At 62.3% G+C, this 25,250-nt stretch carries 26 protein-coding genes and 1 riboswitch; of the genes, 9 read left to right on the top strand and 17 right to left on the bottom strand.

What is annotated here, in order from left to right; translation table 11 throughout:
• Positions 1-11 precede the first annotated feature (11 nt).
• On the top strand, positions 12-1,271 hold the full coding sequence (locus FIV38_RS03350) for a cation:proton antiporter (protein ID WP_029297379.1): 1,260 nt from the start codon (positions 12-14) through the stop codon (positions 1,269-1,271).
• On the opposite strand, the gene FIV38_RS03345 is transcribed toward FIV38_RS03350, so the two are convergent.
• Positions 1,265-2,152 carry a formate/nitrite transporter family protein gene (locus tag FIV38_RS03345; protein ID WP_029297381.1) on the bottom strand — a complete coding sequence of 296 codons (888 nt, stop codon included), beginning with the start codon at positions 2,150-2,152 and terminating at the stop codon, positions 1,265-1,267. The genes FIV38_RS03350 and FIV38_RS03345 overlap by 7 nt on opposite strands.
• 85 nt (positions 2,153-2,237) lie before the next feature.
• Positions 2,238-2,636 carry an acyl-CoA thioesterase gene (locus tag FIV38_RS03340; protein WP_029297383.1) on the bottom strand — a complete coding sequence of 133 codons (399 nt, stop codon included), beginning with the start codon at positions 2,634-2,636 and terminating at the stop codon, positions 2,238-2,240.
• Positions 2,637-2,834: 198 nt separating this feature from the next.
• Positions 2,835-2,942, top strand: a riboswitch (S-adenosyl-L-homocysteine riboswitch).
• Positions 2,943-2,963: 21 nt separating this feature from the next.
• Here FIV38_RS03340 and ahcY point away from each other — a divergent pair.
• From ahcY to FIV38_RS03320, 4 genes are all read left to right on the top strand, one after another.
• Positions 2,964-4,373 carry an adenosylhomocysteinase gene (gene ahcY, locus FIV38_RS03335; RefSeq protein WP_092231062.1) on the top strand — a complete coding sequence of 470 codons (1,410 nt, stop codon included), beginning with the start codon at positions 2,964-2,966 and terminating at the stop codon, positions 4,371-4,373.
• 174 nt (positions 4,374-4,547) lie between these two features.
• Positions 4,548-5,393, top strand: coding sequence for a methylenetetrahydrofolate reductase [NAD(P)H] (metF, locus tag FIV38_RS03330; RefSeq protein WP_029297387.1), 846 nt, complete (start codon positions 4,548-4,550; stop codon positions 5,391-5,393).
• Between the two features lie 127 nt (positions 5,394-5,520).
• Positions 5,521-6,324, top strand: a complete 804-nt coding sequence (locus FIV38_RS03325; RefSeq protein ID WP_092231065.1) for a substrate-binding periplasmic protein — start codon at positions 5,521-5,523, stop codon at positions 6,322-6,324.
• 223 nt (positions 6,325-6,547) lie between these two features.
• Positions 6,548-8,428 carry an RNA helicase RhlE2 gene (locus FIV38_RS03320; protein ID WP_029297392.1) on the top strand — a complete coding sequence of 627 codons (1,881 nt, stop codon included), beginning with the start codon at positions 6,548-6,550 and terminating at the stop codon, positions 8,426-8,428.
• A 420-nt stretch (positions 8,429-8,848) separates the two neighbouring features.
• Here FIV38_RS03320 and FIV38_RS03315 read toward each other — a convergent pair whose 3' ends face one another.
• Positions 8,849-9,427: a YceI family protein gene (locus tag FIV38_RS03315; protein ID WP_092231068.1), complete on the bottom strand. Its 579-nt coding sequence runs from the start codon at positions 9,425-9,427 to the stop codon at positions 8,849-8,851.
• A gap of 32 nt (positions 9,428-9,459) precedes the next feature.
• Positions 9,460-10,011: a cytochrome b gene (locus FIV38_RS03310; protein WP_092231075.1), complete on the bottom strand. Its 552-nt coding sequence runs from the start codon at positions 10,009-10,011 to the stop codon at positions 9,460-9,462.
• 274 nt (positions 10,012-10,285) lie between these two features.
• Here FIV38_RS03310 and FIV38_RS03305 point away from each other — a divergent pair, with 274 nt between their 5' ends.
• Positions 10,286-11,692: an adenosylmethionine--8-amino-7-oxononanoate transaminase gene (locus FIV38_RS03305; RefSeq protein WP_029297398.1), complete on the top strand. Its 1,407-nt coding sequence runs from the start codon at positions 10,286-10,288 to the stop codon at positions 11,690-11,692.
• A gap of 89 nt (positions 11,693-11,781) precedes the next feature.
• Positions 11,782-12,501 carry a 16S rRNA (uracil(1498)-N(3))-methyltransferase gene (locus FIV38_RS03300; RefSeq protein WP_092231078.1) on the top strand — a complete coding sequence of 240 codons (720 nt, stop codon included), beginning with the start codon at positions 11,782-11,784 and terminating at the stop codon, positions 12,499-12,501.
• Positions 12,502-12,630: 129 nt separating this feature from the next.
• Here the strand turns inward: FIV38_RS03300 and FIV38_RS03295 are convergent, their stop codons facing one another.
• Genes FIV38_RS03295 through FIV38_RS03285 form a run of 3 tightly spaced genes read right to left on the bottom strand, consistent with a single transcriptional unit; the run spans position 12,631 to position 15,162 of the window.
• Positions 12,631-13,533, bottom strand: a complete 903-nt coding sequence (locus FIV38_RS03295) for a transporter substrate-binding domain-containing protein (protein ID WP_029297402.1) — start codon at positions 13,531-13,533, stop codon at positions 12,631-12,633.
• Between the two features lie 24 nt (positions 13,534-13,557).
• The gene (locus FIV38_RS03290; RefSeq protein ID WP_029297404.1) at positions 13,558-13,911 is read right to left on the bottom strand and encodes a RidA family protein; all 354 of its coding nucleotides are present in this window, start codon (positions 13,909-13,911) and stop codon (positions 13,558-13,560) included.
• A 9-nt stretch (positions 13,912-13,920) separates the two neighbouring features.
• Positions 13,921-15,162, bottom strand: coding sequence for a D-amino acid dehydrogenase (locus tag FIV38_RS03285; protein ID WP_092231081.1), 1,242 nt, complete (start codon positions 15,160-15,162; stop codon positions 13,921-13,923).
• Positions 15,163-15,268: 106 nt separating this feature from the next.
• Here FIV38_RS03285 and FIV38_RS03280 point away from each other — a divergent pair, with 106 nt between their 5' ends.
• Entirely contained in the window at positions 15,269-16,171 is a 903-nt protein-coding gene (locus tag FIV38_RS03280) for a LysR family transcriptional regulator (protein ID WP_029297408.1), read from the top strand.
• Between the two features lie 142 nt (positions 16,172-16,313).
• Here FIV38_RS03280 and trhA read toward each other — a convergent pair whose 3' ends face one another.
• Positions 16,314-16,931 (bottom strand): PAQR family membrane homeostasis protein TrhA, encoded by a 618-nt coding sequence (gene trhA, locus FIV38_RS03275; RefSeq protein ID WP_092231084.1) that lies wholly within the window; start codon positions 16,929-16,931, stop codon positions 16,314-16,316.
• Between the two features lie 132 nt (positions 16,932-17,063).
• On the opposite strand from trhA, the gene FIV38_RS03270 reads away from it, so the two are divergent.
• Positions 17,064-17,978 (top strand): LysR family transcriptional regulator, encoded by a 915-nt coding sequence (locus FIV38_RS03270; protein WP_029300417.1) that lies wholly within the window; start codon positions 17,064-17,066, stop codon positions 17,976-17,978.
• A gap of 41 nt (positions 17,979-18,019) precedes the next feature.
• Here the strand turns inward: FIV38_RS03270 and madM are convergent, their stop codons facing one another.
• From madM to mdcA, 9 genes are all read right to left on the bottom strand, one after another.
• Positions 18,020-18,784: a malonate transporter subunit MadM gene (gene madM, locus FIV38_RS03265; RefSeq protein ID WP_029300419.1), complete on the bottom strand. Its 765-nt coding sequence runs from the start codon at positions 18,782-18,784 to the stop codon at positions 18,020-18,022.
• A gap of 5 nt (positions 18,785-18,789) precedes the next feature.
• Positions 18,790-19,182: a malonate transporter subunit MadL gene (gene madL / locus FIV38_RS03260; RefSeq protein ID WP_029300421.1), complete on the bottom strand. Its 393-nt coding sequence runs from the start codon at positions 19,180-19,182 to the stop codon at positions 18,790-18,792.
• A gap of 66 nt (positions 19,183-19,248) precedes the next feature.
• Complete coding sequence (gene mdcH, locus FIV38_RS03255; protein ID WP_092231087.1) at positions 19,249-20,154, bottom strand: malonate decarboxylase subunit epsilon; 906 nt, start codon at positions 20,152-20,154, stop codon at positions 19,249-19,251.
• Entirely contained in the window at positions 20,151-20,747 is a 597-nt protein-coding gene (locus FIV38_RS03250) for a malonate decarboxylase holo-ACP synthase (RefSeq protein WP_092231090.1), read from the bottom strand. Before FIV38_RS03250 ends, mdcH begins: the two co-directional genes overlap by 4 nt.
• On the bottom strand, positions 20,741-21,520 hold the full coding sequence (gene mdcE, locus FIV38_RS03245; protein ID WP_029300427.1) for a biotin-independent malonate decarboxylase subunit gamma: 780 nt from the start codon (positions 21,518-21,520) through the stop codon (positions 20,741-20,743). Before mdcE ends, FIV38_RS03250 begins: the two co-directional genes overlap by 7 nt.
• Positions 21,517-22,359: a biotin-independent malonate decarboxylase subunit beta gene (locus FIV38_RS03240; RefSeq protein WP_092231093.1), complete on the bottom strand. Its 843-nt coding sequence runs from the start codon at positions 22,357-22,359 to the stop codon at positions 21,517-21,519. Before FIV38_RS03240 ends, mdcE begins: the two co-directional genes overlap by 4 nt.
• Positions 22,352-22,651, bottom strand: coding sequence for a malonate decarboxylase subunit delta (locus tag FIV38_RS03235; RefSeq protein ID WP_029300430.1), 300 nt, complete (start codon positions 22,649-22,651; stop codon positions 22,352-22,354). Before FIV38_RS03235 ends, FIV38_RS03240 begins: the two co-directional genes overlap by 8 nt.
• Positions 22,651-23,508, bottom strand: coding sequence for a triphosphoribosyl-dephospho-CoA synthase (locus FIV38_RS03230; protein ID WP_092231096.1), 858 nt, complete (start codon positions 23,506-23,508; stop codon positions 22,651-22,653). The genes FIV38_RS03235 and FIV38_RS03230 overlap by 1 nt, the downstream gene beginning before the upstream one ends.
• Positions 23,509-25,179 carry a malonate decarboxylase subunit alpha gene (mdcA, locus tag FIV38_RS03225; RefSeq protein WP_029300435.1) on the bottom strand — a complete coding sequence of 557 codons (1,671 nt, stop codon included), beginning with the start codon at positions 25,177-25,179 and terminating at the stop codon, positions 23,509-23,511.
• Between the last annotated feature and the right edge of the window lie 71 nt (positions 25,180-25,250).

Genomic DNA, 25,250 nt, shown 5'->3' with positions numbered 1-25,250 from the left:
AAGGACCCCGGATGCTTGAACTTGTTGCCGCCTTCATATGCCTCACCACCCTGCTCACTTATGTGAACTTCCGGTTTATCGGCTTGCCACCGACCATCGGCGTAATGGTCACCGCGCTGATGTTTTCCCTGTTACTCCAAGGCCTGAGCTTTATCGGTTACCCCGGCCTTGAAGAGCGCGTCCAGCAATTGATCGGCCAAATCGACTTCGGCGACTTGCTGATGAACTGGATGCTGTCGTTCCTGCTGTTCGCCGGCGCCTTGCACGTCAACCTGAACGACCTGCGCAGTTATCGCTGGCCCATCGGCCTGCTGGCAACCTTTGGCGTATTGATCGCCACCGTAGTGATCGGCAGCCTGGCGTATTACATCTTTGCCCTGTTTGGCTGGCATGTGAGCTTCCTCTACTGCCTGCTGTTCGGCGCACTGATCTCGCCCACCGACCCGATTGCGGTGCTCGGCGTGTTGCGTACCGCCAATGCGTCAAAACCGCTGAAGACCACGATTGTCGGCGAATCGCTGTTCAACGACGGTACGGCGGTGGTGGTGTTTACCGTCCTGCTGGGCATCGCGCAGCTCGGCGAGACACCCACCGTAGGCGCCACTGCCATGCTGTTTGCCCATGAGGCGATTGGCGGCGTGGTGTTTGGCGGGCTGATCGGCTACCTGGTGTACCTGATGATCAAGAGCATCGAGCAGCATCAGATCGAAGTCATGCTGACCCTGGCACTGGTGATCGGCGGCTCGGCGATGGCCTCCGAGCTGCACGTATCGGCGCCGATTGCGATGGTGGTGGCCGGGCTGATCATCGGCAACCTGGGACGCAAGCTGGCGATGAACGACATGACCCGTCGCTACCTGGATGGCTTCTGGGAGTTGCTCGACGACATGCTCAACGCACTGCTGTTTGCACTGATTGGCATGGAACTACTGCTGTTGCCGTTCAACTGGCTACATGTCCTTGCCGCCAGCCTGCTGGCGGTAGCGATCCTGCTGTCTCGCCTGCTGACGGTGGCCCCGGCGATCCTGTTGCTGCGGCGCTGGCGCACGGTGCCGCGCGGCACGATCCGCATCCTCACCTGGGGCGGGCTGCGCGGCGGGGTTTCGGTGGCGCTGGCCCTGGCCTTGCCGTTGGGTCCGGAGCGTGACCTGCTGTTGAGCATCACCTATATCGTGGTGCTGTCGTCGATCCTGTTGCAGGGTTTGAGCATCGGCAGGCTGGTCAAGCGCGTGACCCAGGGCGAACCCCAGGCCACGCCTGAACATCACTGATCCTTGTCGATCTGCTGCGGATGCCTGGGATCCGCAGCCTTTTTACCCGGCAAGCTGCTTTCGCTGCGAATCTGCGCATGGCTGATCAACGCGAAGATAAAACTGCCGCCGATGATGTTGCCGGCCAGGGTCGGGCCGGCAAATATCAGCCAGAAGTCCTTCCACGGCAGCTCGCCGGCAAATACCAGGTAGGACACCTCCGCCGAACCGACGACGATGTGGGTAAAGTCGCCCAGTGCCATCAGATAGGTGATCAGGATAATGATCCACATCTTGGCGCTTTCCATGGACGGGATCATCCATACCATGGTGGCGATCATCCAACCGGAGACAATGCCCTTGGCGAACATCTGGCCGGTGTCGTTCTCCATGATCTTGCGCCCGATCTCCAAGAAAGCCAGGTCGGTCTTGGTGTCGAAGATCGGTAAGTGCAACATCACATAGGCCACCAGCAAGGTGCCACACAGGTTGCCCACCAACACCACCGTCCACAGCCGCAACAGGCGCCCGGCATTGCCCAGGGTCGGCTTGCTCATCACCGGCAGCACGGCGGTCAGGGTGTTTTCGGTGAACAGTTGCTGGCGCGCGAGGATCACCGCCAAAAAACCCGCGCAGTAGCCCAGGCTGGCGATCACCTTAAAGCCTTCGCCGTCCGGCAGGCGTGAGTTGAGCAACCCCATGGCCATCAATGACAGGCCCATGGTCAGCCCCGCAGCCAGCGCTGACCACCATAACGCCGCGACGCTGCGCTCCAGTTCCTGGTCGCCCTGGGTGCGGATGATTTCATGCAACACAGCCGCCCGGGGCGGCTGGTTTTTGTCCACGTCGTGCTGTTCTTCCTGCGACAGATTGGGAGTCTTGCCGTCTTTTTGCGTGGCCATGGGCGTACCTGAACGAGGGGGCGATTTCAGGTACGACCTGTGCGCCCTCAAGAGCGTTCAATGACCACCGCTACACGGCGGATCGTTACTCGCTGTCGTCCTGGAACTGATCCTTCACGTACTTGATCTCGGTACGCCCGTGGGGCGCCGGCAAGCCGTCTTCGCCGAGGTTGACGAAGACCATTTTTTCCACGGTCAGGATGCTTTTGCGCGTGATCTTGTTGCGCACTTCACAGGTCAGGGTGATGGAGGTGCGGCCAAATTCGGTAGCGGTGATGCCCAGCTCGATGATGTCGCCCTGGCGCGAAGCGCTGACAAAATTGATCTCGGAGATGTACTTGGTCACCACTCGCTGGTTGCCCAACTGGACAATCGCATAGATCGCCGCTTCTTCATCGATCCAGCGCAGCAGGCTGCCACCGAACAGGGTGCCGTTGGGGTTCAGGTCTTCGGGTTTTACCCACTTGCGGGTGTGGAAGTTCATGTTCACTCCAAAGCGTCTTGCGAAATGATGGGCAACATCATGGCAGAGCGCCGGCCCAAGCTCTATGAGCCATTGCCTATCACAGCCATGAGCGATCTTCATGAGCCCGACAGAAAGGCTTGGGAAGTCGGGCGCAGGCGGCTATAATCGCCACCGTTTCAAAACGGTCATCTGTGATTGATACCGTTCTCCCGCCACCTGTCCGAGGGGCGCTGCAGCAGGCCCTGGCCTGTCAGGCTCGGATGGGGCGTTGCCCAGCCAGGTTGTCCTGGTTGGATACTAAACGCACAACGGCGCCCATTCGCACACTACGAATGGAGGCTCTTCATGAGCGCTGTAATCACGCCTGCAGGTTTTACCGACTACAAAGTCGCCGATATGTCCCTCGCTGCCTGGGGCCGTCGCGAAACCTTTATCGCCGAATCCGAAATGCCAGCCCTGATGGGTCTGCGCCGCAAGTACGCCTCTGAACAGCCGCTCAAGGGCGCGAAGATTCTCGGCTGCATCCACATGACCATCCAGACTGCCGTGCTGATCGAAACCCTGGTTGCCCTGGGTGCCGAAGTGCGTTGGTCGTCCTGCAACATCTTCTCGACTCAAGACCAGGCCGCTGCTGCCATCGCCGCTGCCGGTATCCCGGTGTTCGCCTGGAAAGGCGAGACCGAAGAAGAGTACGAGTGGTGCCTGGAGCAAACCATCCTGAAAGATGGCGCGCCTTGGGATGCCAACATGATCCTCGACGACGGCGGCGACCTGACCGAGCTGCTGCACAAGAAATACCCGGCCATCCTGGACCGCGTCCACGGCGTGACCGAAGAAACCACCACCGGCGTACACCGCCTGCTGGACATGCTGGCCAAGGGCGAGCTGAAAATCCCGGCCATCAACGTCAACGACTCGGTGACCAAGAGCAAGAACGACAACAAATACGGTTGCCGTCACAGCCTCAACGATGCGATCAAGCGCGGCACCGACCACCTGCTGTCGGGCAAGCAAGCCCTGGTGATCGGCTACGGTGACGTGGGCAAGGGTTCGTCCCAGTCCCTGCGTCAGGAAGGCATGATCGTCAAGGTTTCCGAAGTTGACCCGATCTGCGCCATGCAAGCCTGCATGGACGGTTTCGAAGTGGTCTCGCCGTTCATCGATGGCGTCAATGACGGCACCGAAGCCAGCATCGACAAAGCCCTGCTGGGCAAGATCGACCTGATCGTGACCACCACCGGTAACGTGAATGTGTGCGATGCCAACATGCTCAAGGCCCTGAAAAAGCGCGCCGTGGTGTGCAACATCGGTCACTTCGACAACGAGATCGACACCGCTTTCATGCGCAAGAACTGGGCATGGGAAGAAGTCAAGCCACAGGTGCACAAGGTTCACCGTACCGGTGCTGGTGATTTCGACCCGCAGAACGACGACTACCTGATCCTGCTGGCCGAAGGCCGCCTGGTTAACCTGGGCAACGCCACTGGCCACCCAAGCCGCATCATGGATGGCTCGTTCGCCAACCAGGTACTGGCTCAGATCTTCCTGTTCGACCAGAAATACGCCGACCTGTCGCCAGCCCAGAAAGCCGAGCGCCTGACCGTGGAAGTACTGCCGAAAAAACTCGACGAAGAAGTGGCCCTGGAAATGGTCCGCGGCTTCGGCGGCGTAGTGACTCAACTGACCAAGACCCAGGCCGACTACATCGGCGTGACTGTCGAAGGTCCGTTCAAGCCGCACGCCTACCGCTACTGATTTGCCTGCTGCCTGCTCCCCATGTGGGGGCAGGCTTTTGTGGGAGCGGGCTTGCTCGCGAAGGCGGTGTGTCAGTCGACTTATCTACTACTGACATACCGCCTTCGCGAGCAAGCCCGCTCCCACATTGACGGTGTGCACCTTCTGGCTTTATGAGTTTCCATAGGTATTACCATGTCCCAAGACCGTCGCTACAGCTTCGAGTTCTTCCCGACCAAGACCGATGCTGGGCATGAAAAACTGATGGCAACTGCTAAGCAGTTGGCCAGCTACAACCCCGATTTTTTCTCCTGCACCTACGGCGCAGGCGGCTCGACCCGTGATCGTACGATCAACACCGTGCTGCAGCTGGAAAGCGAAGCCAAGGTGCCTGCGGCTCCGCACCTGTCTTGCGTGGGCGACAGCAAGGACGACCTGCGCGGCCTGCTGACCCAGTACAAGGCTGCCGGCATCAAGCGTATCGTCGCCCTGCGCGGTGACCTGCCATCCGGCATGGGCATGGCCAGCGGCGAGCTGCGCTACGCTAACGACCTGGTGAGCTTCATTCGTGAAGAAACCGGTGATCACTTCCATATCGAAGTGGCCGCTTACCCGGAAATGCACCCGCAGGCGCGTAATTTCGAAGACGATCTCAACAACTTCGTACGCAAGGCCAATGCCGGCGCCAACAGCGCGATCACCCAGTACTTCTTCAACGCCGACAGCTACTTCTACTTTGTCGAGCGCGTGCAGGCCCTGGGCGTGAACATCCCGATCGTGCCGGGCATCATGCCAATCACCAACTACAGCAAGCTGGCGCGCTTTTCTGACGCCTGCGGTGCAGAAATCCCACGCTGGGTACGCAAGCAGCTGGAAGCCTACGGCGATGACGTCAAAAGCATCCAGGCCTTCGGCGAGCAGGTCATCAGCGAAATGTGCGAGACCTTGCTGCAAGGTGGCGCACCGGGGCTGCACTTTTACACCCTGAACCAGGCCGACCCGAGCCTGGCGATCTGGAACAACCTCAAGCTGCCACGCTGAGGCTGCCCGTTGTGCCGTCGCCCCGGATTCCTTGCGGGTCGGCGGCATAATAAAAATTCAGGTTTGCCGCCTGAAGATCCCCGATCCAGAGCTTCTCTTTAACCTGAGACAGTCGTAACCTCAGGGTATGCCCGTCATTCTCCAGTTGTTGACCGCTGTTATTTTCACTTGCCTGAGCCTGACCGCCCATGGCGAGAAACTGCGCATTGTCACCGAACCCTGGGCACCCTACGTCTACGAAGAAAACGGCCAGATGCGCGGGCTCGACTACGAGACCACCGTTATCGTGTTCCAGCGCCTGGGGATTGAGGTGCAATGGCAGTTCCTGCCCTGGAAACGTTGCCTGGCCATGCTCGACCAGGGCCTGGCAGATGGTGCGCTGGATATTTTTCACAGCCATGAACGCGACGCAGCACTGCTTTACCCCAGCGAACCGTTGTCCCAGGTTGAGTTTGTGATGTTCTACGCCAACGAGCGCCCGCATCCATTCCGCACCCTCAACGACCTGAAAGGGCTGACCATCGGCACGTCCCCCGGTTACCTGTATAGCGCCGGGTTCAGCGAATCCTCCCTGTTTACCCGCGAGCCGGCCCCCAGCCATGAGGCCAACTTCGGCAAGTTGGCCCGTGGCCGGATCGATCTGGTGATCACCGACCGCCGGGTCGGCCAGCATGTGCTCAAGGAGTTGGGCCTGGAGCAACAAGTCACCCAGGCGTCGCCGGTGATCAGCAGCCAGAAGCAATTCCTGGCCGTACGCCGTGGCGCGGGCATGGACCTGCTGGTGCAGCGCTTTGGCGCCGAGCTCAAACGCTTCAAGCAAGAGCCCGCCTACGCGGCCCTGAGTGCAAAATATGCCGGTACCATGAGCCAAATCGCCCCGTCGCCCCTGCTGGACGACACCGTTGAGCAGCAGGAAAGCAGCGCGCAGTGATTGCTCTGTTATACTCCGGCCTTTCCGCCAGGCTTACGCCCGGCCTCTGTGGTCGTATCACAGGTATCCAACCCCGCTACTGCGCAGCTTTGCAGCCCGCGCGAGCCGTTGGAGTGCCTGCCAACCCCAGCAGGACCGGACGGGATTGCGTTCCTCTAAACGCCATTCGCGCCCGGCAAGATTATCCCTTTGGGCCAAGCCCTAACTACAAACAGGATTACTCATGTCCTTTGCTTCCCTCGGTCTCTCCGAGGCTTTAGTCCGCGCCATCGAGGCAGCGGGCTATACCGAGCCTACTCCGGTGCAACAGCGGGCTATTCCCGCCGTGTTGCAAGGTCGCGACCTGATGGTCGCGGCTCAGACAGGTACTGGTAAAACCGGCGGCTTCGCCCTCCCGATTCTGGAGCGGTTGTTCCCCAATGGTCACCCGGACAAATCCCAGCGTCACGGCCCGCGCCAACCCCGCGTACTGGTCCTGACCCCTACCCGCGAACTCGCCGCACAGGTGCATGACAGCTTCAAGCTGTACGCCCGTGACCTGAAGTTCGTCAGCGCCTGCATCTTCGGCGGCGTCGGCATGAACCCACAGGTTCAGGCCATGTCCCGTGGGGTTGACGTGCTGGTCGCCTGCCCTGGTCGTTTGCTCGACCTCTGCGGCCAAGGCAGCGTCGATCTGTCCCACGTGGAAATCCTCGTGCTGGACGAAGCCGACCGCATGCTCGACATGGGCTTTGTCCATGACGTGAAGAAAGTCCTCGCGCGCCTGCCGGCCAAGCGTCAGAACCTGCTGTTCTCGGCAACGTTCTCCAACGACATCACCGCCCTCGCCGGCAAGCTGCTGCACAACCCCGAGCGCATCGAAGTCACGCCGCCCAACACCACGGTCGAGCGGATCGAGCAACGGGTGTTCCGCCTGCCAGCCAGCCACAAGCGCTCGTTGCTGGCCCACTTGATCACCGCAGGCGCCTGGGAACAGGTGCTGGTGTTCACCCGCACCAAACACGGCGCCAACCGCCTGGCCGAGTACCTGGACAAGCACGGCCTCACCGCTGTCGCCATCCACGGCAACAAGAGCCAGAACGCGCGGACCAAGGCCCTGGCCGACTTCAAGGCCGGCTCCGTGCGGATCCTGGTCGCCACCGATATCGCCGCCCGCGGCCTGGATATCGACCAACTGCCACACGTGGTCAACTTCGAGCTGCCAAACGTCGATGAAGACTACGTGCACCGTATCGGCCGGACTGGTCGTGCCGGTCGTTCGGGCGAGGCCATTTCCCTGGTCGCCCCGGATGAAGAAAAACTGCTGAAAAGCATCGAGCGCATGACCAAGCAGAAAATCGCCGACGGCGACCTGATGGGCTTCGATGCCAGCACCGTAGAAGCCGAAAAGCCGGAAGTGCGCGAGCGTCCGGATGTGCGTAACCCGCGCAACCCACGTGGTCCCAAGGGCGATGGCCCGAACGGCGGCGGTGGTGGCGGTGGTCGTCGCGACAAAGGCAAGGACAAGGGCGGCAAGGACAAGGCGCCTACCAACGGCCGTGGCGAACGCCCAGCCCGCGAGCAAAAGCCCCGCGAAGGCACCCCGGCCCGCGAACAGCGCCAGCCGAGCCAGCCACCACGCGCCGCAGCCGACCGCGCACCGGACGAGTTCCTCGACGATGATGTGGATAACTTCGGTAACCGCGTTGACTACGTGCCCCAGGCCAAACCGGCCCAGGGCCGTGGTCGCCGCCCAGGTGCCCCGGCACAGGGCGCAGGCGCAGGCGCTCCGCGCACCGGTGGTCAGCCGCAGGGTCGCCAGAATGGTCCACGCAGCAGCAACGGCGCCACCACTGGCACCCCGCCTGCCAAGCGCAATGGTCCGCGTAACGGCGCTCCGCGTGATGGCCAGGCCCGTCGCGAAGAGTCGCGCAACCGCCGCCCTGCCCGTGATGAGCAGCCACGCTCCTCCGAGCCGGCCGTGCAGAACCCGCGCAGCGGCACCACGCCGAAGATTATCCACAAGGAGTCGAAAAGCGATCGCTTCCCGACACCTGAACAGTTGGATCAACTGCCAGGCCGCCCTCGTGGTGAAAAACCAGCGTTGCTGACTCGCAACCGCTGATTTTCATAGCGCCACTAAAAATGCCCCGGTTCGAAAGATCCGGGGCATTTTTTATGGACTGGGCATCGATCAACTGTGGGAGCTGGCTTGCCTGCGATGGCGGTATCTACACAACTTTGCCGCAACGCCTAAATCCAGGCAGATAGCGCCGTTGTGGCGAGCGGGCTTGTCCCGCGCTGGGCTGCGAAGCAGCCCCAAAAAGCCCGCCGCGTGTCTTCAGATAAACCGCGATGGCCGGGTTTAGGGCTGCTTCGCAGCCCAGCGCGGGACAAGCCCGCTCGCCACAGGAAAGTTCGTCAGTTTCTGAAGGCTGTGTAGATACCTATGGCCATCGCAGGCAAGCCAGCCTCCCACATTGACCGCGTTCCAGGCTAAAAAAAACCGGATCTCTCGATCCGGTTTTTTATGCAGCTCGCGAATTTACTTCGTTTTGACACCTTCCAGCGTGATATCCAGGTCTACAGTCTGGGAAGTCGGGCCTGGGCCTTTGATGCCGAAGTCACTCAGGTTCAACGTGGTCGTTGCGTTGAAGCCAGCACGTTCGCCGCCCCATGGATCCTTGCCTTCACCGTTGAAAACGGCTTTGAAGGTCACAGGCTTGGTTACACCGTGGAAGGTCAGGTCGCCGGTCACGTCAGCGGTTTTTTCGCCGGTTGGTTTAACCGCGGTCGAAACGAACTTGGCATCGGCGAACTTGGCAACGTCCAGGAAGTCCTTGCTGGCGATGTGCTTGTCACGTTCAGCGTGGTTGGACCACAGGCTGGCGGTTTTCACGTCGACGGCGATTTTGCTGGCCTCAGGCTTGGCGGCATCCCAGCTGAAAGTACCATCCCAGTCCTTGAACGTACCGTAGATGAAACTGTAGCCCAAGTGGCTGATTTTCCAATCGATGAAGGCGTGCTGGCCTTCCTTGTCGATTTTGTAATCAGCAGCCATCACCTGACCAGCAGACAGCAGAGCAGTACCGATTGCCAGAGCGGCGAGAGTTTTTTTCAACATGCTTTCTATTCCTTGTGAGTCGAGGTTGAACATCAGGCTTTGCGCCCCAGCATACGAACCAGGGTCGCGTCACGATCGATAAAGTGGTGCTTGAAGGCGGCCACGCCATGCAGGCCGGCAAACACCACCAGCACCCAGGCCAGGTACAAATGCACCAGGCCGGCTACGTCTGCCTGGTCCGGTAGACCGGAAACCACGGCAGGAATTTCAAACAGACCAAACACCGGGATCCCGACACCGTCTGCGGTGGAAATCAGGTAGCCGGCAATCATCACGGCAAACAGCCCGAGATACAGGAACGCGTGGCCAAACGCCGCGCCGATCCGGGTCATGCGGCTATAACTGGCCAGCGCTGGCGGCGGTGGGCTGAGCAGGCGCCAGACAATGCGCACCAGCATCACCGCGAACAGCGTAATGCCGATGCTTTTATGCAGATCCGGCGCGTCTTTGCGCCACATGCTGTAGTAGTCGAGGCCGACCATCCAAAGGCCCAGCGCAAACAGACCGAACACCACCAGTGCCACGCTCCAGTGGATAACAATGCTGACCCAGCCGTAGCGGGTCGATGTGTTTCGTAATTGCATTCCCCAAATCCCGTAAGAGCCGTGCCCAAGACTAGCGTTTTACCTATCGATATAAAGCGGAAAATTTCGCTGTGAAAGATCGATTTATCCGATCTTGAGCCTATGAACAGTAAATTAACCAGGGATTAAGGACTATTGAGCAGAAACGTGACAGACCGTCCTGCATTTACCGCCAATTCGCTGTTCATGGGTTGTGACACAGCCCGCCATTGCATAGGCTTGCGCGATTGTTTTGCCTGCGCAGGTCGTGGCAGCGCTTCGAGGAGACACAAAGATGGGCTTGAATAACCAGTGGATGCAACGCGATCTCGCCGTGTTGTGGCACCCCTGCACCCAGATGAAAGACCACCAGCAACTACCGTTGGTGCCGATCAAGCGCGGTGAAGGCGTATGGCTGGAAGACTTCGAAGGCAAGCGTTACCTCGATGCCGTCAGCTCATGGTGGGTCAATGTGTTCGGCCACGCCAACCCGCGCATCAACCAGCGCATCAAGGATCAAGTGGACCAACTGGAACACGTGATCCTCGCCGGCTTCAGCCACCAACCGGTGATCGAGCTGTCCGAGCGCCTGGTGAAGATCACCCCCGAGGGCCTGACCCGGTGCTTCTATGCCGATAACGGTTCGTCGTGTATCGAAGTCGCGTTGAAAATGAGCTTTCACTACTGGCTCAACCGCGGCCAGCCGAACAAGAAGCGCTTTGTCACCCTGACCAACAGCTACCACGGCGAAACCATCGCCGCGATGTCGGTTGGCGATGTGCCGCTGTTTACCGAGACCTACAAGGCCTTGCTGCTGGACACCATCAAGGTGCCCAGCCCGGACTGTTACCTGCGCCCCGAAGGCATGAGTTGGGAAGAACACTCGCGCCACATGTTCCAGGCCATGGAACAGACCCTGGCAGACAACCACGACAGCGTCGCCGCCGTGATCGTCGAGCCGCTGATCCAGGGCGCCGGCGGCATGCGCATGTACCACCCGGTGTACCTCAAGCTGCTGCGCGAAGCCTGCGATCGCTATGGCGTACACCTGATCCACGACGAAATCGCCGTAGGCTTCGGCCGCACCGGCAGCATGTTCGCCTGTGAGCAGGCGGGCATCCGCCCGGACTTCCTGTGCCTGTCCAAGGCCCTGACCGGTGGCTACCTGCCGCTGGCGGCCGTGGTCACCACCGAAGATGTATACAGCGCCTTCTACGACGACTACCCGACCCTGCGCGCCTTCCTGCATTCCCACAGCTACACCGGCAACCCGCTGGCGTGTGCGGCGGCCCTGGCGACCCTGGATATTTTCGAAGAAGACAACGTCATCGAGAACAACAAGGCCCTGGCCCAGCGCATGGCTACGGCCACCGCGCACCTGGTGGACCACCCCCATGTCTCGGAAGTGCGCCAGACCGGCATGGTGCTGGCCATCGAGATGGTGCAGGACAAAGCCACCAAGACCGCCTACCCGTGGCAGGAACGGCGCGGCCTGAAAGTGTTCGAGCATGCCCTGGAGCGCGGTGCATTGCTGCGGCCCCTGGGCAGCGTGGTGTATTTCCTGCCGCCGTATGTGATCACCCCGGAGCAGATCGACTTTTTGGCCGAAGTGGCCACTGAAGGCATTGATATCGCCACCAACAGCAAAGTCAGCGTGGCCGTGCCCAAGGACTTCCACCCAGGCTTTCGCGACCCCGGCTGATTGAACCCACCCCATTAATCTGGCGCCTGGCCTGCCGCATCGCGGGCAAGCCCGGCTCCCACAGGTTTTGCATTTTCCCGAGAACAGAAATGAGACTGTCGCGTTTTTTCACCGATACCCCGCTAAGCCTTGGCGACCACGAACTGCCCGAAGCCCAGGCGCATTACATCAGCCGCGTGTTGCGCATGAACGAAGGCGATGGCGTGCAACTGTTTGACGGCTCTGGCCAGGAGTTTCGCGGCACGCTGCTGGAAGTCGGGAAAAAACGCGTGACCGTGCAACTCACCGAGGCCTTCGCCGGCCAGGTCGAATCGCCGCTGCACATTCATCTGGGCCAGGGATTGTCCCGTGGCGAGCGTATGGATTGGGCAATCCAGAAAGCCACCGAGCTTGGGGTCAACGCCATTACGCCGATCTTCAGCGAGCGCTGCGAGGTGCGCCTCAAGGACGAACGCGCCGACAAACGTCTGCTGCACTGGCGCCAGGTGGCGATCAGCGCCTGTGAGCAATGCGGCCGCTCCACGGTGCCGGTGATTCACCCACCGCTGTTGCTGGCCGATTGGTTGAAACAGGCCGAGGCGGATTTGAAGCTGGTGCTGCACCCGGTGGCCGAGCCGCTGGTGAGCCATGCCAAGCCGTCGAGCCTGGCGTTTTTGATCGGGCCGGAGGGTGGCTTGACCGATGGCGAAGTAGAAACCGCACAACACGCAGGTTTCCACGCCGCACGACTGGGCCCGCGGGTATTGCGCACCGAGACTGCACCGGTAGTCGCGCTATCCGTTGCTCAACAACTCTGGGGCGACTTCTAACCCTGCATGTAAACCCAATCAAAAATGTGGGAGCGGGCTTGCTCGCGATAGCGTTTTATCAGTCTGCGGATGTATTGACTGACACACCGCTTTCGCGAGCAAGCCCGCTCCCACATGGGGATTGAGTGTTTACTCCACCGGATCACTCACCGGCTTGGCAATAATCGCCTTCAGCTCGCTGGTCATGGGGAACTCCAGGTTCAAGCCCTTGGGCGGAATCGGCTGTTCAAACCAGCGCTGGTAAATCCCGTTGATTTCTCCCGAGCTGTACAACTCGCCCAGGGTCTCGTTGACCACCGCCAGAAACTGCGGGTCGTCCTTGCGCACCATGCAGCTGTAGATTTCCCGCGACTGTTCCTCGCCCACCACCACCCACTTGTGCGGGTCCTTGGCCTTGGCGCGCTCGCCATAGAGCAACGCGTCATCCATATAGAACGCCACGGCCCGACCCGATTGCAGCATCTGGAACGCCTCGCCATGGTCCTTGGCGCTGATCACCGACATATCCAGCTTGTGCTCATGGTTGTAGCTCTTGAGGAACCGCTCGTTGGTGGTGCCGGCGGTGGTCACCACGTTCTTGCCGCGCAGGTCGGCGAAGCGCTGGATACCGCTATCGTTGGCGGTGAGCAATTGGCCTTTCACGTAGATAAAGCCATAGGAAAACGCCACCTGCTTCTGCCGCTCGGCCGTCACCCCGGTGGAGCCGCACTCCAGGTCCACCGTGCCGTTGATCACCAGCGGAATACGCGTCTGTGAGGTGACCAGGTTGTACTTCACGTTGAGCTTGGGCACACCGGTCTTTTGTTGAATACGCTCGACAATCTTGCTCGCCAGGTCCACGGAATAGCCCATGGGTTTGCCGGTGTTATCGCCGACATAGGAAAACGGCACCGACGCATCGCGATAACCCAGGGTGATGCTCTTGGCATTCGCGACCTTGGCCAGGGTGCCCGTCAGCGGTGCTTCATTGGCCTGGGCCTGGGCCGTCAACAACAGCCCCAGTGCGGTACCGATCAACGTGATTTTTTGCATTGTTATTCTCCGTTGGTGTTCTTGTTATGGGCGGCGTACAGCAATCACGCTGATTTCCACCAGCACACTCGGGCGTGCCAGTTCCGCCTGCAGGGTGGTGCGGGTCGGTGCCTGGCCGGGCGTGAGCCAGGCGGACCAGACATCATTCATCGGCGCAAAACCTTCCTGGATGTTCTTCAGGTAAATGGTCGCATTGAGCAGATGATCCTTGTCGCTGCCGGCTTGCGCCAGCAGCGCGTCAATCTTGGCCAGCACCTCGTGGGTCTGGGTGGTGACGTCCTGGCCCTGCCCCGGCACTTGGCCGGAGAGGAATACCAGGTCCTGGTAGGTCACGGCGCCCGATAGGCGATTATTGCTGTCGATCCGGTTGATGGTCATTGCGGTGCCCTATGCGGCGCGGGGCGCGAGGCCCTGCATGTCAATGGAAGTGGTGTGCTGGCCGATCAGTTCGGCCAATACCTGGCCGCTGCCACAGGCCAGGGTGAAGCCCAGGGCGCCGTGGCCAAGGTTGAGCCACAGGTTGCGGTACACGCTGGCGCCAATCAGCGGCACACCGCTGGGGGTGGCCGGGCGCATGCCGGCCCATTCGATGGCCTGGCTGTAGTCACCGGCCAAGGGGAACGTCTCACAGGCCTGGCGCTTGATCAGGGCCAGGCGCTTGGGCTCAAGGCCCGTATCAAAGCCGACGATGTCGACCATCGCCGCCACCCGCAGCTGTTCGCCGATCCGTGCGTAAACGATCTTGCGGTCATAGTCGGTGATGCTGATTTTCGGCGCGGCGTGCTGCTCGCCAATCGGCACACTCAGGCTGTAGCCCTTGAGCGGGTACAGTGGCAGCGCGATCCCCGGCAACGCCAGCTCAGGGCTGCGCACCCCCGCCGCCAACACCAGGTGCTGCACCGGCATCACCTCGCTGCCCAACTCAATCGCCTGCACCGTGCCGTTGGCATGCCGGATACCCGTGACCTTGCGCCCCAGCACAAACCGGCAACGGCCCGACGCTTCAAGGCGCGCCGCCAGTTGCTGGCAGAAGCGGTGACAGTCCGCCACTTCTTCATTGGGCGTGTAGATCCCGCCGACAAAATCCTGCGCGCCCAGGGTCGGTTCCAGGCGCGTGCAATCGGCCGCCGACAGCACCTGTTGCTGCAGGCGATCCAGCACTTTGCCGCGGGCATGTTCAAAGGTGTGATGGCTGCGAAATGTCACCAGCTTGCCGTTGCGCTGCCAGTCGAACCCGTCCAGCCCATCCTCTTCACGCCACTGCTGCAAGATGCCTTGGCTCAAGGTGGCCAGGCGCAACAGATGGCCGGCGTTGCGCTTGTTCACCGAGGCCCGGCAAGCGCCGAGGAACGCGGCCATCCAGCGCCATTGCGCCAGGTCCAGGCGCGGCCGCAGCTTCAACGGCGAATCACCGCGCAGCAGCCAGCCAATGGCTTGCAACGGCACGCCCTTGTCCGCCAGCGGCGCGACGTAGCGGTAGGACAACTGGCCGCCATTGGCAAAACTGGTCTCGCTGCCCAGGCTGTCGCGGGCCTCGACCACCGTCACGTCCATACCGGCGCGCACCAGGGCATAGGCGCTCGCCAGACCGATGACCCCACCGCCAATGATGCAAACCTGCTGAGCCATGTCGATTCCCGAGCGTTGTAATGAGCGTCCAAGGTTAGGGGCAGGTGACAGGCGCCGGACAATGAATAAAGATGGGCCACCTATAAACAAAGGTTATGGACTCGTCATGCGCTTGCGTCATATCGAAATTTTCCAGGCCATCCGCCAGACCGGCTCCGTCAGCGCCGCCGCGCAGTTGTTGCACGTCTCGCAACCGGCGGTGACCAAAGTGTTGCAACACGCCGAACTGCAGCTGGGCTTCCCGCTGTTCCTGCGTATACGCGGCAAGCTGCAGCCCACTCCGGAAGCCCTGGCCCTGGAGCGTGAAGTCGATAAGGTCAGCGAAAGCCTGCAAGGCGTGCGGCGCCTGGCCCAGAACCTGCGGCGCGCGCCCGGCCAAAGCTTGCGCATCGGCGCCACGCCGGCCCTGGCCTTGTCATTGTTGCCGCCGGCAATTGGCGAGTGGACCCAGCGCTATCCGGACATTGCCTGCGAACTGTCCAGCGCCCACAGCCGTGAGCTGGTGCAGAACCTGTTGATGCGCGAGATGGATGTGGCGCTGACGCTCAAGTCCCCGGACCATCCCGGGCTCAAGGCCCAGGCATTGGCCCACGGCGTACTGGTGGCCCTGGCGCCTCGGGGCTTCTGGCCTGCGGCGGAGCTGGGCAAACCCTTGCCGTTGATGGCCCTGGCAGGCGCGCCGTTGATTGGCCTGTCCAGTGCCGACCCGCTGTCGGCGCGGCTCGACAGCTACCTTGAAGCGGTCGAGCCGCCGCCCAAGGTGCAGATCTCGGTGCAGACCTATTCCCTGGCCCGGGCCATGGTGGAGTCCGGCGCCGGCCTGGCGGTGATCGACCCCTTCACCGCCCTGGGCGCATCCACCGACAGCACCTGCATCCGCCCCCTGGCCCCGCCGCTGCCCATCACCCTGTACGCCCTGACCCGCGCGGATGAACCGCCGCCGCATATGTTGGCGAGCCTGCTGGAGATCTTTGGCAGCCGTGCCCAGGAGCAGCTAGACCGCCTCTAAAACACCGCAGAACCCTATAGGAGCTGGCTTGTGTGGGAGCTGGCTTGCCTGCGATGCAGACACCTCGGTCCATCGGTCACACCCCAGTGATGCTATCGCAGGCAAGCCGGCCTCCCACACAAAACCAGCGCCATGTGGTCTGTCAGAGCACGTAGCCCATGATCGCCACAAAGTGCAGCAGGCTGCCGCCGATCACGAACAGATGCCAGATCCCATGGGAGTGCCGCAGCCGGTGTTCCAGGGCGAAGAAGATAATCCCCACCGTGTACAACACCCCGCCCGACGCCAGCCAGATAAACCCGTCCATACCCAACGCGGCAATCAATGGCTTGACCGCCACCAACACAATCCAGCCCATCACCGCATAGATCACAATCGACAAAATACGCGCCTCGGAGCGCGGCTTGATCTCCTGCAGGATTCCGATCACCGCCAGGCCCCAGACAATCCCGAACAACGTCCAGCCCCACGGCCCGTTCAGCGTCACCAGGCAAAACGGGGTGTAGCTGCCGGCGATCAGCAGGTAGATCGAGAAGTGATCGACCTTCTGCATGATTTCTTTTTTGCGCCCGCGCACGCTGTGATACACCGTCGAGGCGCTGTACAGCACCAGCAGGGTAAAGCCGTAGATCGCCACACTGACGATTTTCCACGGGCTGCCGTCCATACTCGCCACCACCAGCATCCACACCGCGCCGATAAAGGCCGCCACGGCGCCGAGCAAATGACTCCAGGCGTTGAATCGTTCTCCGTGATACATGTGTCGCCAACCTCCAAAACTGCTGCATCGACCCCGTAAGGCTCAGGCCTGACAGGCCAGAGTGCAAGACCGTTATGACGGTTGCGGCGCTTTAAGGGCACAATCGAGCGCATTCGAATAAGAGCCATCGCCATGCTGATCGACGAAGAGTTCACCCTCAAGAAGCTGGAAATCTTCCTGGCCTTCATGCGCACCGGCAACCTGGCCCGCGCCGCCGCCGAGTTGCAGACCAGCAATGTCAGCGTGCACCGGGCCATCCACTCTCTGGAGAATGCCCTGCGCTGCCCGCTGTTCAAGCACGAAGGGCGCAACCTCACCCCGCTGGAAAGCGCCTACGTGCTCGAAGAGCGGGCGCAAAAGCTGGTGCAGGACGTGGTCGACAGCGTGCGCCTGACCCGCGAAGCCGCTGGCTTCTCCGCCGAACGTTTCAAGCTTGGCGCCCTGTATTCGCTGACGGTTAAGACCGTGCCGCAACTGATCATGGGCCTGAAAATCCGCCGCAGCGAGCTCAATATCGACCTGATCCTGGGCTCCAACGTCGACCTGATGTACAAGCTCAAGAACATGGAAGTCGACGCGATCCTGATCTCCCTCGACGACCAGGTGATGGAGCCGGACTGCGCGCAGATCCAGCTGTTTTCCGATGACATCTTCCTCGCCACCCCCGCCGACTCGCCCCTGGACCGCGAACAGGAAATCGACCTGGCCCAGGTGCGCGACGCCACCTTCATCACCCTGACCCAGGGCTTCGCCACCCACCAGGACGGCGCACGGGTATTCAAGCAGGCGGGGTTCGAGCCGAAGGTGGCGATGCAGGTCAACGACATCTTCACCCTGCTGAGCATGGTCAGCTCGGGGGTGGGATATGCATTGCTGCCAGGAAGGATTGCGGCGGTGTATGAGAACCGCGTCAAGCTGATTCCATTGCAGGCGCGCTACCGGCTGCAGCAGCACATTGGCGTGGTGTTCTTGAAGGCCAAGGAGCGCGATCCGAATTTGCTGGCGTTGTTGGCAGAGTGTCGGATGTATGCCAATCGGCAGGATTGAAACCGCCGATGAGGCCCGAACATTCAATCGAGATTAGCGAATCAGCCCACCAACCCCCGCATCAGCAAAAACAACAACGAAGGCCCCAACAGACACCCCAGCGCCGTATAAAACGCCGCCGTCAGGCAACCATAGGGCACCAGCTTCGGATCGGTCGCCGCCAACCCGCCGGCCACGCCGCTGGAGGTGCCCATCAGGCCGCCGAAGATCACCGCACTGCGCGGGCTGTTCAGGCCAATCAACGGCGCCACGAACGGGGTCATCACCATCACCAAAATGGCCTTGATCAACCCCGCAGCAATGGACAACGCCATCACCTCGGAACTGGCGCCAATCGCCGCCCCGGTCACGGGCCCGACGATATAGGTCACCGCCCCGGCACCGATGGTGGTCAGGCTCACCGCATCGGTGTAGCCAAACGCCATGGCCACCCCAACGCCTGCGACAAATGACGAGCCGACGCCCACAAACAGTGCAAGCACCCCCACGTATCCGGCACGCTTGAGCTCATCGACGCTCACCCCAAACGCGGTCGCCACAATGGCAAAGTCGCGCAGCATCGCCCCGCCCAGCAGGCCGATGCCCGACAGCAGCGGGATATCCACCACGCCCTTGGCCCCGCCGGTAAACGCACCGCCCACATAGGACAGCACCAGCCCCAGCAGGATCGCGATGGCCGACCCATGCAAGCGGCCTTTGGTGAAGGTGTCGCTGATCCAGTAGGACACCCACATGGTCAGGCCGATCACCGCAAAACCACTGATCAGGCCGTAGCCGGTGATGACTTTCATCAAGGATTCGTACATGGCGCTCACCCTGCCGTCTTGGTAGGGATGACGGCATCCGGCTCACGGTTGCCGAGGCGTACCAGCACCGGCACCAGGGCAAATGCCACCACTACCGCGCAGGTGCCGGCGAGAATCGCCATGGGCCCGCCACTGATAGCGCCATAGACGTTTTGCTGGGCCGCCATGGCCACCACAATCGGGATGTACACCGCCGCCCAGAAGCTCACACCCTGCTCCGACTTGCCGGTAAACAGGCCACGCTTGCCCAGGTAACTGCCCAGGCCGATCAGCAGCAACATCGCGATGCCTACCCCGCCGACGTTGGCCGGGATGCCCATCCATTGGCCCAGCAGCTCGCCGACAAACAGGCCCGCCAGGGTACACAAGGCCAGAAACGCCACACCGTAAATAATCATGCTGGTAGTCCTCTTGATGCTTGATCGAAATTGTTGTTTTTGTGCTTCGAAAGCCAAGGTCATGCTTTATCGGTGATGGCGGCCCTCCTGCTCCAACAGGGCCTGCAAGGTGTCCAGGCGGGCACCTTCGAAGGCGATCACGGTGCCCTGTTCAAACACCCGCCGCGCCAGGCCGGTAAGCACCGCGCCGGGGGGCAGCTCGATCTGCAGACGCACACCACGCTCATAGGCGCTTTGCACGGTGCCGCGCCAATCGACGACGCGGCACATGTTGAAGGCCAGGTCGTCGCGCAGTTGCGCGGGATCACGAATCGGCCGCGCCCGCGTGCTGCTCAGGTAGCTGATGGCCGGCGCCTTGAGCGTGACCTTGGCGAACGCCTCGGCCAGTGTTTGCGCAGGCGTGTCCAACAGCGTGCAATGGGACGGCACGCTGACGGCCAGGCGCTTGGCCACGCCCTGGCCTTTGACGCGATCCGCGACCCGTTGCATGGCTGCATCGCTGCCGGCAATCACGCACTGGTTGTCGGCATTGATATTGGCCAGGTACACCGGTGAATCGGGGCCCTGGACTTCGGCCAGCACATTTTCGACGGTGGATAACTCCAGGCCGATCAGCGCGGTCATGCCGTAGCCCTGTGGATAAGCGCGCTGCATCAGCTCACCGCGCAGGCTGACCAGGCGCAGCGCATCGGCAAACCCCAGGGCGCCGGCGATCACCGCCGCCGGGTAAGCGCCAATGGACAGGCCCGCCACGTAGTCCGGCGTGTGCTGCAACTGACGAGCGTGGGCCACGCCTGCAATCAGCAAGCACAGTTGCACGGCGCGGGTACTGGCCAGGGCCTGCGCCGAATCGAGCTGGCGCACGTCTTGCGCCAAGGCCTCGCTGGCTTCGTCGAGGACGCTGGCGGGCAACTGCTGGAGCATGCCCGGGCGCTGGGCGCCTTGCCCTGGGAACACCAAAAGGCTGCTCATACCACCGCCTGCCAAGGGTCACTGACCAGGTGCGCGCCGCTGGCGCTTTTCAGTAGCACCCGCTGTGAAGGGCCGGCCCATTCGCGCAAGGCCACCGCGCCATACGGGGTTTGCAGTTGCAGATCCACGGCACACGGCGCGGTGTCCAGCAGCGCCAGCAGATCCTTGGCATCGCCGCGATCAAGACGCTCGGGCGTGCGCAGCAACAAATCCAGATCGCTCTGGGCATGCAGCGCTTCAATGCCGGTGGCCAACTCGAAACCCGCGCTGCCCGTAATGCCCCAGACCGCCTTCGCCAGCACTGGCCGCAGTTGCGCGAGTGCCCGCAGCGCCGGCAGATCGCGGGGCGAAATCACTTCGCACAGCGCCTCGGGCACCACCCGCCGCTGCACGGCTGCAAGCGGCATCACGGCGCCAAAGCGCTGCTCACGCAAACGCCCGCGCACACCCACCGCCACATAGCCCGGTTCGGCCAGCGCCCGGCGCACCACCACCGGCTGCCCGGCACCGATCACCGCCAGTGCCCAGGCCGGTGCCTCAGCCGGCAGATGCGCCGGGGTCATGCCCCAGAGCAAGTCGTGAGCGTTCACCATTGCTCCCGCAGCAGCTCGCGTACACGGCTGGACGCCGCACGGTTGACGGCGCCCAGGCGCCCCCGCAAATCCCGCACGCCGCTGTTCTGTACGTCCTTGATCGCCTGCTGCAGGCAATCGCTGACCCGCGCCAGGTCATCGGCCGTGGGGTGTTCGATCTGGTTGACCGTGAGGGTTTCCCAGAGCAGACCGAGGCTGGCATAGCTGTCGATGTCATAGGCCATGGGCGGCACGCTGGCGGCCAGGGCTTCCAGTTCTTCGACACTGCGCAAGGTGACCCGCGCCGCCGACGCCTTGCCCATGGCGTGCACCATCACCCCAGGGTCGCGCAGGGCAATCAGGCGATTGGCTTGGTAGCCATGGGCAAGAAACGCCCCGGACATGGCCTTGCCCACCAGCAACCCGATCACCGGGTGCCCGGCCAGGCGCGCACGGGCATAACTGTCCGCCGCTGCCGCCAGGGCTTGATGAATCCCCAACGCTTCTTCGCGGCGGCCGTAGGCCTGGCTCGGTACGTCGACGATGGCAATGATCGGGCGTTGATCGCCGCTGGCGATGGCTTCATCCACCGCCTTGGCCAAACCCCAGCCTTCCAGCAAACCCACCTCACCCTGGCGCGCCCTTGGGAAGCGGTTGGCGGCATCCGGCACCACCGCGATAAACCGTACGGCTTGCTCGCCAAGCACGCCATCCGCCACTTTCAATGAAGCCGGCAGACCTGCCACCGGCGCCGCACCGGCGCTCAATGCGTTGAACCACTGCAAGCCTCTCATGGGCGTTCTCCCTGATACAGGTCACGAACCGTGGCCGGCTCGATCTGCGGTGCGGCGTCCAGCGCAGCCAGACGCGCCAGGTAATAGTCGGCCTGGCGGCTGCGTTGCGCGGCCGGCAAACCTTGCTGCAACAGTTGACTGATCTGTTGGCGGATCTGCGCCACGTCGTCCGCCACATAGCGGTCGGCCAGGCCGCTGTTGAAGCGCTGCTCGCCGCCGGTCAGGCTCCAGATGAAGGGCCGGTCACGGGAGTCGTATTCTTCAAGGCCGGCTTCCTGTTCGATCACTTGCGGACCGTTCAAGCCCAGGCGGGCTTCGCGGGTTACCAGCAGGTAACTGCACAGGCCAGCGGCAATCGACATGCCGCCAAAGCAGCCAACACTGCCGGCCACCACGCCGATCACTGGCTGGTACTGGCGCAGGTCGACAATTGCGGCGTGGATATCGGCAATCGCCGCCAGCCCGAGGTTGGCCTCCTGCAAGCGCACACCGCCGGTTTCCAATAGCAGCACAGCGCGGGTGGGGACGCCGTTGCGGTTGTCCTCGGCGGCCAGTTCCAGGGCCCCGGCGATTTTTGCCCCGCCGACTTCACCGAGGCTACCGCCCTGGAAGTTGCCTTCGATGGCGGCGATCACCAGCGGCAGGCCGTCGAGGGTGCCCTTGGCGATCACCACGCCATCGTCGGCCTGCGGGACCACACCCTGGCGGCTCAGCCACGGCGACATTACGCGTTGGAACGGGTCGATCAGTTCCCGGTAGCTGCCGGTATCCAGCAACGCCTTGGCCCGCTGACGGGCGCCGAGCTCGACGAAGCTGTGTCGGTTGAGTAAGTCAGTCATGGCCAAGCTCCTCGAAACCTTGCTCCAGGCGCAAGCGCACCACGCCGGGGGTGGCGCCAAAATCGTGGATCTGAATGTTCAAGGCTGGCGGTGTCTGTTCCTGGAAAAGCCGCTGGAACAGATGCTGCCAACGTTGCTCGGCGCCGTTGACCGAGGTTTGCACCTGGATGCTCAAGGTGCCCGCCGTGCCCGGTTCCAGCAGCACTTCAAGGTCGCCGGAACCGACGCAACCCACCAGCGCACGGCCTTTGGGCGGCTGCCCGGCAGGGAATTCAAAGGATAGGGTTTCCATCAAAACGCTCCGTCGCAAGACTCGATGCGGTCGATAAACAAGCAGGCGGCCAACAGGTCGGCGGCGCCACCGGGGGAGGCATTGAGTGCCAGCAGTTGTTGGTCCAATTCATTCAGACGACGGCGCCCGGCCAGGCTCGCGCTGCCGCCTGCGTCCAGTACGGCCTGGGCCCCCAGTTGCATGGCCTGCAGGCCATCGGTGCCGGCGCGGTACAGCACGCAGGTATCGGCCAACTGGGTCATGATCGCCAGCAGCGCATCGAGGCGTGCGTTCTGCTCGCCGTGTTGTTGCGCACGGCTTGCGTGCAGTTGCGGCAGGCCCCGTTGCAGCACCGCGGGGAAGCCCAGTTGCGCTTCTTCGCGGGCGCCGCGTGCGCCGTAGCGTTGGGCGACTTGTACGCCATGGCTCAACGGTTGCGGCGCATAGCGGTCGTTGAGCAAGGCCAGGCGCGCGGCGCGCAGGCTCACGGCACTGGCGTTGCGGGAGGTGGGATCCAGCGCGGTGGCAGCCACCAGCAGGCCGAGGGCCCAGATCGCGCCGCGATGGGTGTTCACGCCTTGGGTGGTGATCAGCATCGCTTGCTCACCCTCGCGCCCGATACGGCCCAGGGCTTCGCGCAGTGGCAGGCCGATTTCACCTAACTCGATCGCCGCCTCGGCCATTTCCTTGAACGCCGGCCACAGGGACAGCGCCGAGGCATGCATCAGGCCCAGGTGCAGATCGTTGTGGGCGCCGTTGCCGCGCCGGTCCACCAACGCCGGCTTGGGCGACAGGTCCGCTTCGTCGATCAGCGCGTCGACCGCCAGGTCCGCCAGTTGCTCGGCCAGGGTCAATGTGTGCAATTTGAGTGCGTGCATTTACCAGCTCCTGAACTTGGCGGGCGGGTTGTACAGGCCACCGGACCAGTCCACCAGGTCGGCCACGCTTTTGGCCGCCAGCAGTTCGCGGGTGGCGTCGGTGCGGCGGATGCCGAGGTCTTCGGGCAAGGCGATCAGGCCTTCGCGGCGCATGCGCGCGGTGTCCTTGGGGTTGTGGCGCAGGCCGATGGCAGTCACCCCGGCCACCGCCGCGATCATCGCCTGGCGTTCTTCCAGGGAGCGCGCCTTGTACAGGTAGGCGATGCCTTCTTCGGTGAGCAGGTGGGTCACGTCGTCGCCGTAGATCATGATCGGCGCCAGGGGCATGCCGCTTTTGCGCGCCACTTCCACCGCATCCAGGGTTTCGACGAAGGTCGGTTTGCCGCCCTCCTGGAAGGTCTCGACCATTTGCACGACGAGTTTTTTGCCGCGTTCCAGCAGGGCTTCGGGGGCATCGTCGTGGCGCATATCGAGCCAGGCCGGGGTGCCGTGACGGCGCCCGCGCGGGTCGTGGCCCATGTTCGGCGCGCCACCGAACCCGGCCAGCCGGCCGCGGGTCACGGTGGAGGAATGACCGTCGCCATCGACCTGCAAGGTGGCGCCGATAAACAGGTCCACCGCGTATTGGCCAGCCAATTGGCAGAACATCCGGTTGGAGCGCAATGAGCCGTCGCGGCCGGTGAAGAACACATCCGGGCGGGCGGCGATGTAGTGTTCCATGCCCAACTCGGTACCGAAGCAATGCACGCTCTCGACCCAGCCGCTTTCGATGGCGGGAATCAGCGTCGGGTGCGGGTTGAGGGTCCAGTTGCGGCAGATCTTGCCTTTGAGGCCCAGGGACTCGCCGTAGGTCGGCAGGATCAGTTCGATGGCGGCGGTGTTGAAACCAATGCCATGGTTCAGCGACTGCACGTTGTGTTTTTCGTAGATGCCACGGATCGCCATCATCGCCATCAACACATGCACCGGTTTGATATGCCGGGGGTCGCGGGTGAACAGCGGTTCGATGTAGAAGGGCTTGTCGGCCACCACTACAAAATCCACCCAACTGGCCGGGATGTCTACGCGGGGCAAGTCGCTGACGTCGTCCACCAACTGGTTGACCTGGACGATGACGATGCCATCGCTGAAGGCCGCCGGTTCGATCAGCGCCGGGGTGTCTTCGGTGCTGGGGCCGGTGTAGATATTGCCGGCGCGGTCGGCCATAAAACCGGCGGACAGCACCACGTTGGGGATCAGGTCGACGACCAGCCGTGCATACAATTCGATGTAGGTGTGGATCGCGCCGACTTCCAGCAGGCCGTCTTCGAGCAACTGGCTGATGCGCAGGGATTGGGTGCCGGCGAAGGAAAAGTCGAGCTTGCGCGCGATGCCCTTTTCAAACAGGTCCAGGTGCTCGGAGCGCCCGACGCTGGGCATGATCATGTGCAAGTCATGGAGCACAGCCGGATCGGCCTTGGCCAGGGAGCGCGAGAGAAAGTCTGCCTGCTTCTGGTTATTGCCTTCCAGCACCACACGGTCGCCGGGCAGGATCAGGGCTTGCAGGGCCTCGACAATGCGTTCGGTGGGTAACACCACACCATCGGCCAGGGATGCCACCCGCGCCAGGCGCCGCTGTTTCTCATCGCGTCGCCGCGTCCAGCGCGAGTCGGGGGTTATTGTTGTTGTCATGATCGCTCCACGGGTTCGCTGTCGTGGGGCTCACCATAGGAGTGAATCGGGGGGGTATCAATCAAGCTCGG

Origin of the sequence: Pseudomonas proteolytica (assembly GCF_007858275.1) — a bacterium.
Classification (GTDB): Bacteria; Pseudomonadota; Gammaproteobacteria; order Pseudomonadales; family Pseudomonadaceae; genus Aquipseudomonas; species Aquipseudomonas proteolytica.
Note: the sequence above shows the minus strand (reverse complement) of the source record. Positions and strands in the feature narration are given on the sequence as shown.

Bases quoted from the DNA above. Each gene is read 5' to 3' on its own strand.
- FIV38_RS03345 (WP_029297381.1), bottom strand. From the start codon at position 2,152: ATGGCCACGCAAAAAGACGGCAAGACTCCCAATCTGTCGCAGGAAGAA.
- FIV38_RS03280 (WP_029297408.1), top strand. From the start codon at position 15,269: ATGCGCTTGCGTCATATCGAAATTTTCCAGGCCATCCGCCAGACCGGC.
- trhA (WP_092231084.1), bottom strand. From the start codon at position 16,931: ATGTATCACGGAGAACGATTCAACGCCTGGAGTCATTTGCTCGGCGCC.
- madL (WP_029300421.1), bottom strand. From the start codon at position 19,182: ATGATTATTTACGGTGTGGCGTTTCTGGCCTTGTGTACCCTGGCGGGC.
- mdcE (WP_029300427.1), bottom strand. From the start codon at position 21,520: ATGAGAGGCTTGCAGTGGTTCAACGCATTGAGCGCCGGTGCGGCGCCG.
- FIV38_RS03270 (WP_029300417.1), top strand. From the start codon at position 17,064: ATGCTGATCGACGAAGAGTTCACCCTCAAGAAGCTGGAAATCTTCCTG.
- FIV38_RS03235 (WP_029300430.1), bottom strand. From the start codon at position 22,651: ATGGAAACCCTATCCTTTGAATTCCCTGCCGGGCAGCCGCCCAAAGGC.
- FIV38_RS03320 (WP_029297392.1), top strand. From the start codon at position 6,548: ATGTCCTTTGCTTCCCTCGGTCTCTCCGAGGCTTTAGTCCGCGCCATC.
- FIV38_RS03295 (WP_029297402.1), bottom strand. From the start codon at position 13,533: ATGCAAAAAATCACGTTGATCGGTACCGCACTGGGGCTGTTGTTGACG.
- FIV38_RS03315 (WP_092231068.1), bottom strand. From the start codon at position 9,427: ATGTTGAAAAAAACTCTCGCCGCTCTGGCAATCGGTACTGCTCTGCTG.
- mdcH (WP_092231087.1), bottom strand. From the start codon at position 20,154: ATGAGCAGCCTTTTGGTGTTCCCAGGGCAAGGCGCCCAGCGCCCGGGC.
- metF (WP_029297387.1), top strand. From the start codon at position 4,548: ATGTCCCAAGACCGTCGCTACAGCTTCGAGTTCTTCCCGACCAAGACC.
- FIV38_RS03310 (WP_092231075.1), bottom strand. From the start codon at position 10,011: ATGCAATTACGAAACACATCGACCCGCTACGGCTGGGTCAGCATTGTT.
- FIV38_RS03285 (WP_092231081.1), bottom strand. From the start codon at position 15,162: ATGGCTCAGCAGGTTTGCATCATTGGCGGTGGGGTCATCGGTCTGGCG.
- FIV38_RS03340 (WP_029297383.1), bottom strand. From the start codon at position 2,636: ATGAACTTCCACACCCGCAAGTGGGTAAAACCCGAAGACCTGAACCCC.
- FIV38_RS03230 (WP_092231096.1), bottom strand. From the start codon at position 23,508: ATGCACGCACTCAAATTGCACACATTGACCCTGGCCGAGCAACTGGCG.
- FIV38_RS03290 (WP_029297404.1), bottom strand. From the start codon at position 13,911: ATGACCATCAACCGGATCGACAGCAATAATCGCCTATCGGGCGCCGTG.
- FIV38_RS03305 (WP_029297398.1), top strand. From the start codon at position 10,286: ATGGGCTTGAATAACCAGTGGATGCAACGCGATCTCGCCGTGTTGTGG.
- madM (WP_029300419.1), bottom strand. From the start codon at position 18,784: ATGTACGAATCCTTGATGAAAGTCATCACCGGCTACGGCCTGATCAGT.
- FIV38_RS03240 (WP_092231093.1), bottom strand. From the start codon at position 22,359: ATGACTGACTTACTCAACCGACACAGCTTCGTCGAGCTCGGCGCCCGT.
- ahcY (WP_092231062.1), top strand. From the start codon at position 2,964: ATGAGCGCTGTAATCACGCCTGCAGGTTTTACCGACTACAAAGTCGCC.
- FIV38_RS03325 (WP_092231065.1), top strand. From the start codon at position 5,521: ATGCCCGTCATTCTCCAGTTGTTGACCGCTGTTATTTTCACTTGCCTG.
- FIV38_RS03250 (WP_092231090.1), bottom strand. From the start codon at position 20,747: ATGGTGAACGCTCACGACTTGCTCTGGGGCATGACCCCGGCGCATCTG.
- FIV38_RS03300 (WP_092231078.1), top strand. From the start codon at position 11,782: ATGAGACTGTCGCGTTTTTTCACCGATACCCCGCTAAGCCTTGGCGAC.
- mdcA (WP_029300435.1), bottom strand. From the start codon at position 25,179: ATGACAACAACAATAACCCCCGACTCGCGCTGGACGCGGCGACGCGAT.
- FIV38_RS03350 (WP_029297379.1), top strand. From the start codon at position 12: ATGCTTGAACTTGTTGCCGCCTTCATATGCCTCACCACCCTGCTCACT.